This is a genomic window from Arcicella aurantiaca (assembly GCF_003148625.1).
Taxonomy (GTDB): domain Bacteria; phylum Bacteroidota; class Bacteroidia; order Cytophagales; family Spirosomataceae; genus Arcicella; species Arcicella aurantiaca.
Genome location: NZ_QGGO01000009.1, coordinates 136,250 through 153,661 on the forward strand (window position 1 = coordinate 136,250; position 17,412 = coordinate 153,661).

Below are 17,412 nucleotides of genomic sequence, written 5' to 3' on the forward strand. Positions count from 1 at the left end.
CAAAAAGAAAACTGTATTTTTCTTATTTCCGATTCCCGATAACTTATTATTACATACTTAACGTGTCGTATGCAGCAATTTATACTACAAGTTATTATAGAAATCCGTACAATAAAGACTATTTTAGAACTTTGATTTACCTAATCTCAAATTACGATGAATAAATACTTTTCTTTGCTCTTACTTTTTTTATTAACTCTCTCGAAAATCACCGCCCAAGAACCTGCTCCCAATCTATTAAATCGTCGTTGGAGAGCAGATTGGATTGCTCCACAAAATGTGAATTTGAAGGATTTTGGCGTTTATCATTTTCGTAAAAACTTTGAACTTTCGCAGAAACCAACGCAATTTATTATCAATGTTTCGGGTGATAACCGTTATCGTGTTTTTGTGAATGGAAATTATATTGGAGCAGGGCCAGCACGTAGTGATTTGATGCACTGGAATTTTGAAACATACGATATTGCCCAATATTTACAACAAGGAAAAAATACGATTGCCGCCGTAGTTTGGAATTTTGGCGACTATATGCCTGTGGCTCAAATGAGTAATAAAACAGGTTTTATTGTGCAAGGAAATTCAACAATTGAGGCAGTTGTGAATACCAATAAAACTTGGAAAGTAACGCAAAACAAAGCCTACAAGCCTATTCCTGTTGATGGAGCAAAGTTGCAAACTTATATTGTTGTGGGTTGTGGAGAGGAAGTTGATGCTTCAAAATATCCTTTTGGTTGGGAGAAGACTGATTTTGACGATAAATCTTGGGAAATTGCCAAAACTTTAGAAGCTGGATATGCCACAGGTAGTGGTTCTGGTGCGGGTTGGTATTTAGTGCCACGAACGATTCCACAAATGGAAGAAATTTACCAACCATTGAAAGAAATTCGTCGTTTTTCTAATATTTCTGATGCCAATATGACTGATAAATGGCTGAAAGGAACAGGTGTAATTACGATTCCTGCTAATACTAAAACTACTATTTTGCTCGACCAAAATTTTGAAACAGTGGCGTATCCAGAAATGACGGTTTCGGGCGGGAAAGGTGCTTCGATACAATTAATGTACGCCGAAGCTTTGATTGATGATAAACGTCAAAAGGGAAATAGAAATGAAATTTCGGGAAGAAAAATGATTGGAAATGCAGATATTTTTAGACCAGACGGAGCGATAAAAAGAACTTTCAAAACGCTTTGGTTTAGAACTTTTAGGTATATCGAATTAGAAATTGAAACAAAAGCCGACCCGCTGACCATTAATTCTTTTTACGGATTAAAAACGGGTTATCCTTTTGAAGAAAAAGCGTCATTTTCAAGTAAAGACGACCAATCTTTAAGTAATATTTGGAAAGTTGGTTGGCAAACGGCAAGGCTTTGCGGAGGTGAAAATTATTTCGATTGTCCGTATTATGAGCAGTTGCAATACACGGGCGATACTCGTATTCAAGCCTTAATTTCTTTGTATGTTTCGGGAGATGACCGCCTTGTACGAAAGGCTTTGACGGACTTTGACAATTCAACGATTTCGGAAGGATTAACCCAAAGTCGGTACCCATCAAATACGCCTCAATTAATTCCTCCTTTTTCATTGTATTGGGTGTCAATGACTTATGATTATTGGATGCACCGTAAAGATGACAAATTTGTAAAATCGCTTTTACCAAATGTTGAAAAAGTTTTAGCTTGGTACGAACGCAAATTTGACGCTCAAAAAAATATGTTAGGACCCGTAAATTGGTGGCCATTTGTAGATTGGGCAAAACCTTGGCAATGGGACGAAATGGCAGGTATTGGTGGCGTGCCAAGTGGAGCAACGAAGGGGAATTCTTCCATTTTGTCATTTCAATATGCTTATACTCTTCGTCAGGCAGCAGCAATTTTTGAAACTTATGGTCAAAAAGATAAAGCAATTTATTGCAGAACTTTAGCCGATTTAATCTCAAAATCGACTTACGAATTGTGTTATGATGCCACAAAAGGAGAAGTTGCCGATACGCCCGAAAAGAAGGCTTTTAGTCAGCACGCCAATATCATGGCTTTGTTGTCTAATAGTGTTCCAAAAGCCAATGAAAAGGCAATAATGGATAAAATTCTTAACGATAATTCACTTATTCAAGCAACATTTTATTTTAAATTTTACTTGACACAGGCTTTGAAAAAAGTGGGAATGGCAGACCGTTATCATGGTACTTTGCAACCTTGGCGAGACATGATAAATATGGGATTAACCACTTTTGCAGAAAAAGAAGAACCCACTCGTTCCGACTGTCATGCTTGGTCGGCTTCTCCAAATTATGATTTTTTAGCGACCATTTGTGGCATCATGCCCGATGCACCAGCTTTTGAAGAAGTGCTTATTCAGCCTGCTTTAGGCATTTTAGATGATGCCGAAGGAAAAATGCCACATCCACAAGGAGAAATAAAAGTGAATTTAAAGCGTAAAGGCAAAACAGGAATTTCAGCAGAAATTAATTTACCTCAAAATCTAAAAGGACGTTTTGTTTGGAATGGGAAAACCGAACCATTGAAAGGAGGGAAGCAGACAGTTTCGATAGATTGATAATGGTTTTGGCACGCAGATGACGCAGATACAAGTAACACAGATTTTATGGATTTTTTAAGCAATTATCAAGAATAAATATAGTTGATATTACGTAATTGTATTGGCGTATAGCTGAACATATTTATCTTATTAAGGAATTTATCCGTCTAACGCAGGCAGGGTTCAAACCCTGCCTGCATTGAAAGGGGAGAGGTTAAAAAGGCTATGACCTACGACTCACCGAAGTAATCAAAATCACCGCCGTGATGATAATTGCACCAGAAACAATCATAAGAGGATGCAATTTTTCACCTGCCAATAACCAACCTAAAAACATCGCTACTAACGGATTGACGTATGTGTAAGTTGCTACCAACGTTGGAGAAGCCACTTTTGATAACCAACTAAAAACTAAAAAGCCGATAATAGACCCAAACGTCAGCAAATAAGCAAATGCCCATGCCGCTTTTGGCGTAACTTGATGAAGATTTAATTTGTCAAAATCACCAATGATAAAACTGATTCCCAACGAAAGTAAACCGCCTAAAATCATTTGAGTTCCTGCCAATTGAGTAGCATGATATTCTGTGATATTGGCTTTTTTGACAATAACAACGCCAACATTCCAAAATAACACTGCTCCGAAAAGGGTTAAAATTCCTTTTACATAATAGTTTTCGTAACCATCTATCGCCAACGATTTTAAACTCATCAAAATTCCAACGCCAATAATTCCTAAAAAAGCTCCAAAAACTACCTTCTTTTGCGGTTTTTCACCCTCAAAAATCCAAAGTAAAATCACTAAGATAACAGGACCTAATGCCGAAAATAAAGCTGAATAACTCGAAGGCATCCATTTGGCAGCAATCGTGAAAAATCCATTTGAAAGTGTAAGTAAAAAGAATCCTGATAAAATGTTAGTTACAATCATTTTACGACTTGGTTTCTGATATTTTTTAGTCAATATCGAGAAAACTAAAAGCGTAAAACCTGCCAAGAAAAAACGAAATCCAGAAATTAGCATAGGAGGAAAACTCTCCACGACAAACCGAATACCGAGATAAGTAGAACCCCAAATAATATAAAGCGTAATAAGTCCCGCCCAGATTTTTAAATGTTGATTTTGATTATTCATGACACAAAATTGGCGTTTTTTTGCGATATTTAGAGAATTTCATCAACAAGCAATTTACAATTTCATGAAAAATAGTTGGATTGAGGTTTAATTGTAATTGTTGATGTAAAATACACAACAAGTAAATCTGGTTCAAGTGTCCTCGCTAAATCTGGTTCAAGTGTCCTCGCTAAATCTGGTTCAAGCGTCCTCGCTTGAACCTTTGGAATAATGCCTTAAAACCAATGATTTAACTATTTTAACTATTATCTATATCTTAATAGACGAAAAAAATGTTGTCAGTGGAGACACTGACAACGGCAAAAAGGTTATGAAAATAATATTCCCTTCAACTTAAATATTGAATCCACGAATAAATAGTCCAAAAGCTCAATAAGCTAAGAATTGCTGTATTATTAATATCTGCAAAATCTTTTTTACGATACGTCATAATCGCAAAAGCAAGAGTTAGGATTGTTAAAATACCTAAAAAAGCTATTTTGTAAATAAATCCCCAATCTGGATTTTTAATCAAATGATTTGGGATAACTTCTGTAATAACTATCATCAAAATAGATATTCCTATCAATTTTGTAAAGTTAATTTGTGAGATTTTTTGCATGATATTACGATTTATACTCAAACAGAATTTGATTTGCGAAAATTTACTTTCAAAAAAAGTGCCTTAAATCTGGTTCAAGCGTCCTCGCTTGAACCTTTGCAAAAGACTAAAGCCTTAAAACCAATGATTTTACTATTTTTACTGTTAACTATATCCTAATAGACGAAAAAAAGTTGTCAGTGGAGACACTGACAACGGCAAAAAGATTTGTTCATATCCACATTTAAAATACTTCTCCTTTTCCTCCTCTTAACTGAATTAGATGTTTAAAAGCCTGAATAAATCGTTCAGGTAGGTTCTCATTCTTCTTGAGAGTACCTTTGTATATGTCAATATGGTCTCCTCTCCATCCACTAACTCCTTTATCTTTCCAATCTTTATTATAGTTAATTAAATCATATTGTGTTACACAACCGCTCCCTGAATTACAATAAAAAAAAACTTTAATGTATGTTTCCTCATCTTTAATAGAGAAACTTTTTGGGTCAATATTTTTCGGATCAAACTCAACACAATATCCCCCACCTTGCAATCCTTGACTTGGATTTTTACTTTTAGAATATGTGGTAAATCTCAATAAATTTCTCTTATCATCCCAAGAAAGATTCACATAATGATAAATTTCTGTATCCCCAAAGTATTCTATTTCCCCTTCTACTTTACTCGACATCCAGTTGACTGTTTCCTTCAATGTAGTATTATTTCTCTGTGCAACTAAGGAGTTTGTAAATGCTAATATTAAAATGAGAAATTTCATAGTGGTATTTTGGTTAATGTAAATTATCATATTTTATATTTGGGATTCTTACCTTTAAAAAAGAAAGTTATTGTATGTATATTATCGAATCTATGTAGTATTTCTTAACTTTCATTAAAGATTATTAAATTAATTATTATCCGTTTGTGAATTCATTAAATCATAGTAGTCAGTATAGGGTGCAATTAAATCCGCTGTGTAAGAAAGCATGGTAACTGCATTGTCGTAGAGTTCTTTAATGTTACCAATATCTCTTTTTTCTTTCTTTTCAAAAATTGAATTTTCGTTAAAGTCACGAGTATATCTGAAAGCAGATGCTTCACCAGAACCCAAATACTTAATAAGCGTACCCGTTGAAACAAATAGTTTTTTAAACTCATCATTAATTTTGTTATCAAAATTTAATGTAAATGAAAGTTTGTCAAAATGTTCCTTAAGATGACTTTGAAGAATATTCAATTTATGACTTTTAGCAACCTTCGGAGGAGTTTCTAAATTACTATACTTTTTCAAATATTCAAAATTTGCTTTATAACCCAATTCAAGTGAGTGTCTCATCATATACAATACAGGATGAGATACCACATCTATTCCAAAACTCTCCTCTTTCAAAAACTTAATAATTATATTGATGGCAAAATTATACTGACTAAATAATACCATATCATTGTCTACAAATCCAATATGAGCTGTAAACTGATATTCAATTTGCTTATTTTTTTTTTCAATTCGTTCTATCAACATAAGTATTTGTCTATAAAATTTTGTTAAAATAAATTAATCAATTTTCATTTTTAGAATCATGCCGTGCAAATACTGCATAACATATAATTGTACAAATTAGCCATAGTACTATGGACGATTCTCCAGTTAACACATTCCATACATACAGAAGTAAAATCCATGGTCCGGTACATAATAATGCACTTACTAAAAGTCTATCAAGTTTGTTAGGTATTTTTTTCATAATTTATTTTGACCTATTTCAGCCGTTGTTGGTAGGATGCTAACACAAATGTTATTGGTGCAAAAACAGTAAGATGTCACTTTTGCAAAAATTATATACCAACAAACGTATAATAAAGTGTAATTAGTCTCGCCCAAATTTTAACTTGTTAATATTGATTATCAATGCTACAAAATTGGGATTTTTTTACGATATTTAGGGGGAAGTTGTATGAAAATTTTCATCAACAAAATCAGCATTTATGAAAAAACTATTATTCCTCTGTGTATTACTAATTTCCTTGCAAGGATTTGCTCAAAAACTCCCATCCATTTCCGAGAAAACGGCTAATTTGAAGAAGTATGAAGGTTTTATGCCTTTTTATTGGGATGAAGATTCGGGTAAAATTTGGCTTGAAATTTCTTCTCTTAATCAAGATTTCTTGTATGTTTCCTCACTTCCTGCAGGTTTGGGTTCAAATGATATTGGTCTCGACCGTGGACTTTTGGGTGATGAAAAAGTAGTATTTTTCAACAAAGTTGGACGCAAAATTATGCTCATCCAACCTAATTTGAGATACCGTGCCATCACCAACGATGCCAATGAAAAACGTGCCATCGAACAATCTTTTGCACAATCTACACTTTGGGGGTTCACCGTTGAAGCCGAAGAAAATGGCAAGTATTTGGTAGATGCGACCGATTTTTTAATGAACGACCCCATGGGAATTTCTGACCGTTTAAAAGACTCCAAACAAGGAAGTTACGCTCCCGATAAGTCACGTTCGGCGATGTATTTGGCACGTACCAAAAACTTTCCATTGAACTCTGAATTTGAAGTTACCTTGACTTTCACGGGCGGAAGCGATGCAGGAAATTTCGTAAAATCAGTAACGCCAAGTTCAGATGCGATAACCTTGCGTGTTCACCACAGTTTTGTGCAATTGCCAGATAATCAATACGAAAAGCGAGTTTTTGACCCACGTTCAAGTTTCAATGCTTTGGGATACATGGATTACGCAACGCCCGTGAGCGAACCGATTGAAAAGTATTTTATTATCCGTCACCGCTTGAAGAAAAAAGACCAAACGGCTAAAATTTCGGAAGCCGTTAAGCCCATTGTTTATTATTTGGACAACGGAACGCCCGAACCAATTCGCTCGGCTTTGATGGACGGAACGGCTTGGTGGAATCAGGCTTTTGAAGCGGCAGGGTATAAAAATGCTTTCCAAGTTAAATTATTGCCCGATGATGCCGACCCGATGGATTGTCGTTATAATGTTATCAATTGGGTTCACCGTTCCACTCGTGGGTGGTCGTATGGTGCTTCTGTAACTGACCCACGCACGGGCGAAATCATCAAAGGACACGTGAGTTTAGGTTCTTTGCGGGTTCGTCAAGATTATTTGATTGCCCAAGGTTTGCTTTCCCCTTTTGAAAATGGTCAAAAACTTGACCCTGAAAAAGACCCGATGCTTAAAATGGCTTTGGCTCGTTTGCGGCAATTGGCGGCTCATGAAGTGGGACATACCTTAGGTTTGATGCACAATTATACGGCAAGTATCAACAGTCGTGCTTCGGTGATGGACTATCCGCATCCATCTGTAAAATTAGATGCCAAAGGCGAAGTGGATTTAAGCGATGCTTATGCCGTAGGAATTGGCGAATGGGATAAAGTTTCAATTGCTTACGGTTATCAAGATTTCCCGAAAGGAACGGATGAAAAAGTGGCTTTAAACAAAATTTTGAAGGATTCGCACGATAAAGGATTGTTATTTTTGACCGACCAAGATGCTCGTTCAGCGGGTTCTGTGAGTCCAACGGCTCATTTGTGGGACGGTGGGAAAAATCCGATTGATGAATTAGAAAATTTGATGAAAGTGAGAGAAAAAGGACTAAAAAGTTTTGGTGAAAAAACGATTAAAACGGGCGTTCCGATGGCGTTTTTAGAAGATGCTTTAGTGCCACTTTACAACATTCATCGTTATCAAATTGAAGCCGTGTCGAAATTAGTTGGTTCGATGGATTATCATTATGCAGTGCGTGGCGACGGTCAGTTTTCTACCAAAGCCGTTTCAAAAGAAACGCAACAAAAAGCCTTAGAAACTGCCTTGAAATGTCTTTCGGCGGATTTTTTGACTTTGCCAGAAAATATTATTTCCTTAATTCCTCCACGTCCTGCGGGATATATGTCATCGAGAGAATTATTCAAAAAACGTACAGGTTTAGCATTCGACCCATTGGCGGCGGCAGAATCGGCGACGGATTTTCCTTTACAATTTTTATTTCATCCAGAACGTGCGTCTCGCATGATTGAATATGAAGCCAGAAATGGAGGTTTAGGTTTGGAAGAAATGATTACACAAGTGTTGGATAAAACCTTCAAAACGACTAAAAATCAAGGATTGAATCGTAAAGTGCAATTTCAAACCGAGCAAATTGTATTAACGCATTTAATGGCGTTGAGTACCAACGAAGCGGCAAATTATCAAGTAAAAGCCGTTTGTGGAAAGGCTCTTAAAGAATTGAAAGCGTATTTGGAAGAAACCAAGAAAACCGCCAAAGATGCTGATTATCAGGCTCATTTAGATTACGCTTTGGAAAGAATGAAAAATCCTTCGGCGGCAAAAGTGGCAGTTCACAAAGAATTACCTCCTGGAGCTCCAATTGGGTGTGGAGAGGAGGATTGATTTTTACCCTCCTATAATTGCGAGTAATGTGTCCACCCTGTCATTGCGAGCGTAGCGAAGCAATCTGTTAGCTTACGAGAAAAGGATTTCAAACACCCTTCCATCAATCCAACAGATTGCTTCGCTATGTTCGCAATGACAAGATGGACATCTTTTTTAAATGATTTATATTACAAATTGTTTTAATTGATTTCTAATCTTTCCTTCCCTGACATTCTCGAAAGAATCTATTTGATAGCTTAGTTGTGGAAATTATTGGAGAGGGTTAATATTAAATTGCTAATCTGTTCGGACTTTCATAATTTAACATCTTTAAAAGCAATATCCACCAATTCTAATATTTATCTACTTTATGAGACAGTTTTTAAACTGCATTTTACTTTTCATTTTCTTATACGCTTCAAGTTGTCAAGGAGAGTTATTACCGTTTGGTTCAGAAGAACCATTAATATTAGAACCAACTCCATATTTTGACTCACAAATGCTAAATCAACTTTGCGAAATTAATTATTTTGAAGTGAGTCTTTACTCAGCATCTACTTATAGTGGAGGTTTGCAAAGTAATCCCATCTTTCAGGCAATGGAAGAATGGAATTCTGCACAGTCTAATGTTCACTTTACCTTTCAAAAAGAACTAAATAAATGTAATTTACTTTTCCAAAGTTATAATTTTCCACCTCCTCAAAAAAATACTGATGAGTTTGGCTTAATTCGGATTGATGGTAATATTCAGAATCCTTCATATACTTATCCTACAAATAAAATAAATATATTGACCAAAAATAGTTCTATTATTTTTATTCCAAATAACCTGTTTTCTGCACTTATTACAAATAAACAAGCCAAGAGAGAACTAATGTATAGAGTAGGTAGATACCTTGGGCTTCCAGATTCAAAAGATAGGTCTTCTTATATGTACCCGTACTTGGTAAAGGATGACACTGATGGTAAAATAACAGAAGAAGATATTAGAAATTTAAAAAAACTACATCCTACCGAGTGTGGTAAGGCAACAGTAAGCATAAATTCTACAACTATAAATTCAGATGGAATTGCTAATTTTTCAATCAAATATGATAACCAAAACTCCAAAATTAAGCCATTAAGTTGTGGTATTATCATCAGTGAAGATTCTACAGATTTATCTTTAGAGAGAAATCCATTTTATATTTTCAATAAACCAAATACTGATAACACAATTTTTACAGGGAAAGTAGAAAGCCTAAATGCTTTAACTAAATATTATGCAAGGGCATTTTCTGTGGATGTAAATGGAATCATTTTTAGTGATAAGTTTATTTCATTTAAAACACCTAATCAAGACCATGATAAATGGGTACAAATAGCACTTCCACAATCAATTGAAAATAATTCCTTTATTCCTTTTGTATATAATGGTAAAATTTATCTGAATGTAACAAGACCTTATTTTAAAGTAAGCAATTTAATTTCTTTAGATTTAAACTCTCAGCAATTGCTTTCCGAGTCATTTACTAATAGCCTTTCAGATAATTATTTCTCTCCTGGTATTTATTCAATAATTTCTTTTTGTTTAAATGGCTATCTTTATCAATATTCATATACGAAAGAGTATAATACTCCTGGATTTGTTGATAAATTCGTAAGAATATCCTTAACAACTCTAAAAACAGATGTATTAATGACTCCTGACAGAGTAACTTTCTTAGGTAAGGTTGTTCCAACTATTTTTTCAGATGGAGAATCAATCTATATGACAAGTGGAAACATTGAAAACAAAAAAAACTACTTTTTTAAATACACTCCTCAAAATAATTCTTGGAAAACATTATCATATACTCCTACCAACTTCAACTATTCTCTTAATCACTATAGGGTAATTCCTACAAGAAAGAATAATCAATTATTTTTTTTACCTTATGAGAAAATCCCTGCTACAGTGTTTGATATTAATAGTAATACTTGGTTTGAATACGACAAAACGTTTAGTAATACAGAAACCTTACTTCCTGATAATTTGCTGTCTATTTCATCTTTTTACTATTCAAGAGGATATGAAAGTACACATATCAGTTTTCAAAATAAAATGATTTCTCTACTTTTTGATTTACCAAATGTTCAATATATTCCGAACGGAAACAATAGTCTATATCTTAATGAATATTTTCCTAATATTTTTAAAGCAATTGAGTCGAACATATATAATTTTGATAGGCAAGTGTTACTATCGTTTGATTTGAATAATAATTCCTGTAAAGCATTAAAGCCTTTACCAAGACAAATTAGCCGAAATTTTTTATCAAAACCAGTAAATACCCCTGGATTTTTCATGTTTTCCGATGATAAATTTATTTATGCTGGATTTGCTGAATATGTTGATAATGTGTCAAATTATCAAATTAAAACAATCTGGAAGTATATTCCATAAACCTAACCTGCTCGTAAAATGGCATTTAAGAAATACTTGGTTGTAATCTTGTCCACTTTGATTATTTATTCGGTAAATGGGCAAAAACCTAAAAAAGTCACAATACAATTAACACTATATCAAAAAGCTATTTTGGCTTTTAAAAGAGGAAAATGGGATACAGCACGAAAACTTTACCTTCTTACTTTAGAAAAAGGTACCTCAAAGGATTCAATTGATATACTAAAAAATAATATCGTTAATTGTAATTTTATCATTGATTATGATAAAAAAGCGAGAACAGCGTTGTTGGAGGGTAGGGAAAATATTGGAGTTGTTTTTTTGGAGAAAATGTTAAAAATTTCTCCAGATAATAAGATATTAAAAAAAAGGCTTTTGTCTTATTACATTAAAAAAAGGAAACAGGCTATTAGAAATAAAGCCTACGCAGTTGCGAATGAATATTTGAATCATTCTCAAGAATTAGATTCAACTTTCAACAAGGTTAAATATATTTCAGAAATTGTAAATAGTAAAAAACTCACTACCGAAAAAATTCTCAGTAAACTCAATTTGAATAAAAAAGACACTATTACTATTGAAAAAAAACTGATAGATAGTCTTGAAAAACTTAACTATTCTTATGCTGTTAAGCAATTAAGTAGAGACAGTGTTAAATTAAAAGGTGGCATAATTCATTTTGGAGTCATAACAGGAATAGGTTATGCATTGCCTGAATTAACTTCACTGAATGGTACTTTTGATAGAATTTATTTACAGCCATCAAGATTTATTGGTATTAAAGTTACATTGGGTAGATTAACTTCTCATTTTTCATTTTCAACTGAATATAGATTAGCTGAATATAAATTTAATACTTTCTACTATTCAACGGAAAGAAAAATAAATCTTGAAGATTTTAATATCGAAACCACTGATATTCCTATTTACACTAATTATCAAATCAAATCTTTGTTTGGGACTAATGTATTTTCTATTTCATTGGGTGGAGTCATTCACCAAATAAGAGCAATGAAATATTATAATAACCTTGAAAATAGATATTTGAATAATGGAGATAATATAGCTAATACATGGTATAGTGGTATGGTAGGGATGTCTTATCAGAAGAAAATATTTAAAAAACTTAAAGTGGAACTTGCTTTAAAATTTAACAAAGGCTTTGGTAGTTTTTTGAATGTAGATAAAATAAACTCATTTTTTGTTCCATCACAATATTACCCAAATAAAACGAATGAAAATCCACTTACATCTACAAAAATGAATTCGGTTAACGCAAGTGTTGCTTTGATATTTTAAAATTGTTGTAAACACCTTCGTTCTTACAAGAACACAAATAATTACCTATATATTTAGGTTTACTCAATACATTGAGTAAAATATTATGTTTGTAAAATCAGAAATAAATATTCTTCAAAAAAGAATGGCAGGTAGCCGTCAATTTGTCCAAATTATTATGGAAACTCGAAACCAAGAAAACCACCAAAGATGCTGATTATCAAGCACATTTAGATTACGCTTTGGAAAGAATGAAAAATCCTTCGGCTGCAAAAGTGGCAGTTCACAAAGAATTACCTCCAGGAGCTCCAATTGGGTGTAATGAGGATTGATTAAATTATTTTCCCTATATTTAATAAAAAATATGGCTATGGTTATTGATAAAAACATAAAAGAAACCATTTTGTCGGAAGTGGCTACGCAAAAATTAGTGCGTATTCCTGCCTCGAAAGAAGATTATTTTGCTTTGGCAGAAGAATTACCTTTCAAGGTAGAATACCACGAAAATGAAATTGTAACAATGGGTTTAGCATCACTATGGCATGAAGCCATCATAATGAATTTAGGGGGAATTCTGAATGTTCTCTTTTTTAGAAATGACGAGATTCTTGTTCTCGGAAGTAACTCAGGTGTCCAAATTCCCAAATTTGAGGGTGGATACTATATGCCAGATGTTACAATAGTTAAAGGAAATCCAGTTTTCAAGGAAAACTCTACGGCGATTATTACCAATCCGTACATAATTGTGGAGGTACTTTCACCTGCGACAAAAGCCTTTGATTTATCGGAAAAACTACCAGAATATAAGTTAATTGAGAGCCTTCAGCAAGTCATTTATGTGAATCCACAAAAAGTAAGTGTTTCTACTTTCATTCGTTCAGAAACTCCGAATGCTTGGATAAATCAAGATTTTTATAGTCTTGAAGATTCGATTACGGTTGAAGGGGCAAGTATTTCTTTAACTGATATTTATCGTAAAATAGTCTTTGAACAATAATTTTTAGATAAATTATGCTTATAATAGCCAACTCTCACAAAGGGTTGGCTATTCTTTTTGATAACGTTTAAGTATGTCCAAATTTGATGAGTGAGTATTTACGTAAACCTCTCAATTTTGGGATTTCAAGCCTAAATCGTTATGTTTGTTACATACAAAAAATAACCCCTAATATGCAGGAAAAAACTACTTCATCAAATACTTCAGAACTTAAAAAAGAATTATCCCTTATTGATGCCACCATGATTGTAATTGGCTCAATGATTGGCTCTGGAATTTTTATTGTTTCGGCAGACGTTACTCGAAATTTGGGTTCTCCCGGATATTTATTGCTCACTTGGGGAATAACAGGCATAATTACTTTAATTTCAGCACTTTCTTATGGCGAATTGGCAGGAATGATGCCCAAAGCAGGAGGACAATATGTGTATTTGCGTGAGGCTTATAATCCTTTAGTTGGTTTTCTATTTGGTTGGACAACTTTTTTAGTAATTGAAACAGGAACAATTGCGGCGGTTGCAGTAGCTTTTGCTAAATATACAGGGGTGCTTTTACCTGATTATATTGGAACAGAACATAGTTTTCTGATTTTTAATACGCAACAAATATTAGCCATTGCCTTGATTGTCTTGCTTACTTTTATCAATATTCAAGGCGTAAAAAATGCCAAATTGGTACAGTTGATTTTTACAGTTACTAAAATTGGAGCTTTATTAGGTTTGGCAGTTGTTGGAATAATTGTCGGTTTGAATCCCCAAAAAGGAATGTGGGCAATTAATAGCATTGATTTTTGGAGTCCTGTGAAAATTATTTGGGAAAAAGGAAAAATCATTGATTATGAATACCTTTCGGGAATCGGATTGTGGTCGGCAATGGGTTTAGCTTTGATTGGTCCATTATTTTCATCGTCAGCTTGGAACAATGTAACCTACACCGCAGGCGAAATGAAAAATCCAAAAAGAGATATTCCTTTGAGTTTATTGTACGGAACATTGACGGTTAGTTTTCTGTATATTTTGGCAAATATTGCGTATTTAATGTTATTACCCGTGCAAGGACATCCGAATGCCGTCGATACTTTGGGGCGTGGTATTATGTGGGCAACCAACGACCGTGTAGGAACGGCAGCTGCAGAAATGATTTTTGGTAATCCTGCTACGATAATCATGGCAATTTTCATCATGATTTCTACTTTTGGTTGTAACAACGGAATCATTTTATCGGGAGCGAGAGTATATTATGCCATGGCAAAAGATAAACTGTTCTTCAAAAAAGCAGGAGAATTGAATGAGAAAGGCGTACCTGCTTCGTCGTTGATAATGCAGTGTGTTTGGGCTTCATTGCTTTGTTTGTCAGGTACTTACGGTGATTTATTAGACTACACAGTTTTTGCCATTTTGGTATTTTACATTTTAACGATTGCAGGCGTTTTCATTTTGCGTAAAAAACAACCAACTACGCCACGTCCATACAAAGCTTTTGGTTATCCAATCATACCTGCTATTTATTTACTTTTCGCCACAGCACTTTGTGTTAATTTGCTGATTTACAAGCCTGTACCGTCTTGGATTGGTGTAGGTATTGTTGCTTTGGGTATTCCTGTTTATTATTTTTGGAAAAAGAAAGAAGCGTAAGAAGTTTTTCTAAGCGAGCCTGAGTAAGCGTCCCTGTCTGAGCGACCCTGTCTGAACTGTGATTTTTAGGATTTTAAGTGTTATGAATAAATTATTTGACATTATGTTTGGCGTATAGCATACGTCAATGTTTTGACAATTTTTGGTGTATGCTATACGCCACTACAAATCAATGACATTAATTTTATTAAATAATTAATCCTAAAATTCAAAAAACCTAAAAATCTAAGTTCAGATAGGCTCGATTAGATAGATGCGTCCCTTTTCAACTTCTTAAAAACAGAAATATGTAAAAAAATAATTACCGCAGGAGCAAAAGCAGGAATCCAAACGAAAGGGAATTTTGTGATTTCAATAACACTTTGCGTATTATTTTCTAAGGAATTCTTAGTCGTTAAAATGGCTGAAATAATGACAGAAACAATATCTGCCAAACCGAAAATATTCCAAATCAAGGTCGCTTTTTTACTCCAAGGTTTCTGCTCATTTACCCATCTTGAAACAAATATTGCTCCGATAGCCGTTACAATATCTCCAAAACCTGCAATAACAGCAAAATGAACAGGTAAGGTTTTATAATATACTCCTATAAGAAAAAACACGCCTACAAATCTAAAAATATGAATTTTGATTAAAGATTCTAACGGGATTTTATCTAAGATTTTCCAGTAAAGTGGTTTGTTGAAAATGAAGCCCAAAAGGACTAATAAAAGTGGAATAGCCGTAAAAAGTAGCACTCTTGGCGGTAAAGTATTTTCGCTTAAAAGCCCTGTGGTTGAAAGTAAAAACGTGTAGAAAAGATAAATAGTGAAAAATCCCCCAATGCTTAATTGAATATTATTGACTTGTTTTTGAGATAATCCCGCATCAATTCCGCCACGTTTGATTATTTGAGAAATTATATAAATTGTTATTGGGAAAGTTGGGATAAACAATAATGAAACCCAAGCAGGAAGATTTGAAAAGTAGTTTTCCATCGTGATTAATAATTTGGTTAAATATTAAGCCAAAATTATCAACTGAAATATTGAAACTACTTGACATAAGACAAGTTTAGTTTTTTGTAGCAAAATCCCTTCTAATTCTACTCAAAGAAGTATCCGTAACGCCCAAATAAGAGGCAATATTTTTCAGAGGAATATTTTGTAGTATTTCTGGATGAGTTTCTATTAAATGCGTGTATCGTTGCTCTCCTGTATGCTGAATCATGGATAACATTCTCTGTTTCAGGTTAATACAATTATTAATTAGCATCATTCTGCCAAATTCTCTGAATTCGGGAATTGTATGGAAATTCTTTTGTAAGTCCTCAAATGATATATAGCAAGTCAAACAATCCGTCATTGTGATTAGACTTTCAGAAGCAGGCATTCTTTTGAAAAAGGAAGTAAAGTCGTTAGCAAACATAGAATTACTAAAAATCATCGTTGTTACATCATTTCCGTTGGTATCAAAAGTGTACATCCGTGCAAAACCATCAATGATAAAGTGCGAAGTATTACAAATTTTCCCTTCTTCAATTAAAAACGTATTCTTGGTAACCTCTTTAATCCTAAAGGTTTCAGCAATTTGTGTTGCCTTTTCAGTAGGCATTGGTAAAACTTGTTGGAGGTAATTGATTAGTTTTTCGTGTGGCATTATGATATTCTTAGTGAAGTCATTTTATGTTTTTTTACTTGCCACATTATTTGTGTAGTGATAAGTAAAGTTATGCTTGCTATATTTATTCCAATGAAAGCATTGTGATAAATATCCTCAAATGAGCCATATTTTGTTGGAATAAAATCTTTAATGAAATAGAAACATAAATTTGCCCAAAACAAAATACTAACTAATTTTTTAAGATAGCCTTTAAATTTGATAGCTTCTTTTTGGTATGGAATGGAAATAATATTTCGGACTTATATACTTATTGACGCAAAACCTCACCCCCGACCCCTCTCCGATGGAGAGGGGAGAAAAATGGAGTCGAACGCTCCCCTCTCCATCGGAGAGGGGTTGGGGGTGAGGTTTTGTGACTCAAATTTAACTTGCGTCAATAAGTACATATTTCCGTAATATTTTCCAATTCTTCGATTAAACCTAAATATTTTTGATGATTTTGAGGGTTTACTTTAACAAAGTATTTTTCATGAGATGGCATTAATTTGAATATCTGATTGACTTTCTCCATAATATTGATTGAGATTAGTCCTCGATTATTATCTTCTTGAAGAATTTTTAGCGTTTTTTCAAGAGAATCAAACTTGTAGTCTTGTTGGTGTTGAAGTGTAAAATTGTCCTTAATGATGTCTAATTGATTGATTTGTTTTTCAAATATAGAACGAGCCATTTTAGTAGATTTTTTAGTGTTATAGATTAAATGAGATTTATTTTACGAAACTATTTAGGGTATTACTCGGTTCAAATATAGTAAAATCTAAACAAAAA

Annotated in this window: 14 protein-coding genes; 7 read left to right on the forward strand and 7 right to left on the reverse strand. The window is 33.7% G+C overall.

The window, feature by feature from the left end; genetic code table 11:
- The first annotated feature begins 156 nt into the window (after positions 1–156).
- Entirely contained in the window at positions 157–2,556 is a 2,400-nt protein-coding gene (locus LV89_RS10525) for an alpha-L-rhamnosidase-related protein (RefSeq protein ID WP_109742851.1), read from the forward strand.
- A 205-nt stretch (positions 2,557–2,761) separates the two neighbouring features.
- Here the strand turns inward: LV89_RS10525 and LV89_RS10530 are convergent, their stop codons facing one another.
- The 4 genes from LV89_RS10530 to LV89_RS10545 form a co-directional block, all read right to left on the reverse strand.
- Entirely contained in the window at positions 2,762–3,673 is a 912-nt protein-coding gene (locus LV89_RS10530) for a DMT family transporter (protein ID WP_109742852.1), read from the reverse strand.
- A gap of 328 nt (positions 3,674–4,001) precedes the next feature.
- Complete coding sequence (locus LV89_RS10535) at positions 4,002–4,274, reverse strand: hypothetical protein (protein WP_109742853.1); 273 nt, start codon at positions 4,272–4,274, stop codon at positions 4,002–4,004.
- Between the two features lie 223 nt (positions 4,275–4,497).
- Positions 4,498–5,031 carry a hypothetical protein gene (locus LV89_RS10540; protein WP_146199137.1) on the reverse strand — a complete coding sequence of 178 codons (534 nt, stop codon included), beginning with the start codon at positions 5,029–5,031 and terminating at the stop codon, positions 4,498–4,500.
- Between the two features lie 129 nt (positions 5,032–5,160).
- Positions 5,161–5,772, reverse strand: a complete 612-nt coding sequence (locus LV89_RS10545; RefSeq protein ID WP_146199138.1) for a hypothetical protein — start codon at positions 5,770–5,772, stop codon at positions 5,161–5,163.
- Positions 5,773–6,239: 467 nt separating this feature from the next.
- Here LV89_RS10545 and LV89_RS10550 point away from each other — a divergent pair, with 467 nt between their 5' ends.
- From LV89_RS10550 to LV89_RS10570, 6 genes are all read left to right on the forward strand, one after another.
- Positions 6,240–8,666 carry a zinc-dependent metalloprotease gene (locus LV89_RS10550; RefSeq protein ID WP_109742856.1) on the forward strand — a complete coding sequence of 809 codons (2,427 nt, stop codon included), beginning with the start codon at positions 6,240–6,242 and terminating at the stop codon, positions 8,664–8,666.
- Between the two features lie 352 nt (positions 8,667–9,018).
- Entirely contained in the window at positions 9,019–11,073 is a 2,055-nt protein-coding gene (locus LV89_RS10555) for a M10 family metallopeptidase domain-containing protein (protein ID WP_109742857.1), read from the forward strand.
- An 18-nt stretch (positions 11,074–11,091) separates the two neighbouring features.
- Positions 11,092–12,372, forward strand: coding sequence for a hypothetical protein (locus LV89_RS10560; protein ID WP_109742858.1), 1,281 nt, complete (start codon positions 11,092–11,094; stop codon positions 12,370–12,372).
- A 143-nt stretch (positions 12,373–12,515) separates the two neighbouring features.
- On the forward strand, positions 12,516–12,683 hold the full coding sequence (locus tag LV89_RS25160) for a hypothetical protein (RefSeq protein ID WP_158279563.1): 168 nt from the start codon (positions 12,516–12,518) through the stop codon (positions 12,681–12,683).
- 32 nt (positions 12,684–12,715) lie between these two features.
- The gene (locus tag LV89_RS10565) at positions 12,716–13,348 is read left to right on the forward strand and encodes a Uma2 family endonuclease (protein WP_109742859.1); all 633 of its coding nucleotides are present in this window, start codon (positions 12,716–12,718) and stop codon (positions 13,346–13,348) included.
- A 173-nt stretch (positions 13,349–13,521) separates the two neighbouring features.
- On the forward strand, positions 13,522–14,982 hold the full coding sequence (locus LV89_RS10570) for an APC family permease (RefSeq protein WP_109742889.1): 1,461 nt from the start codon (positions 13,522–13,524) through the stop codon (positions 14,980–14,982).
- Positions 14,983–15,227: 245 nt separating this feature from the next.
- On the opposite strand, the gene LV89_RS10575 is transcribed toward LV89_RS10570, so the two are convergent.
- From LV89_RS10575 to LV89_RS10585, 3 genes are all read right to left on the reverse strand, one after another.
- Positions 15,228–15,959 (reverse strand): DUF8737 domain-containing protein, encoded by a 732-nt coding sequence (locus LV89_RS10575; RefSeq protein ID WP_109742860.1) that lies wholly within the window; start codon positions 15,957–15,959, stop codon positions 15,228–15,230.
- Positions 15,960–16,035: 76 nt separating this feature from the next.
- A complete protein-coding gene (locus LV89_RS10580) occupies positions 16,036–16,620 on the reverse strand; it encodes a Crp/Fnr family transcriptional regulator (RefSeq protein ID WP_109742861.1) in 585 nt (194 codons plus the stop codon).
- Between the two features lie 397 nt (positions 16,621–17,017).
- Positions 17,018–17,314 carry a hypothetical protein gene (locus LV89_RS10585; RefSeq protein ID WP_109742862.1) on the reverse strand — a complete coding sequence of 99 codons (297 nt, stop codon included), beginning with the start codon at positions 17,312–17,314 and terminating at the stop codon, positions 17,018–17,020.
- Between the last annotated feature and the right edge of the window lie 98 nt (positions 17,315–17,412).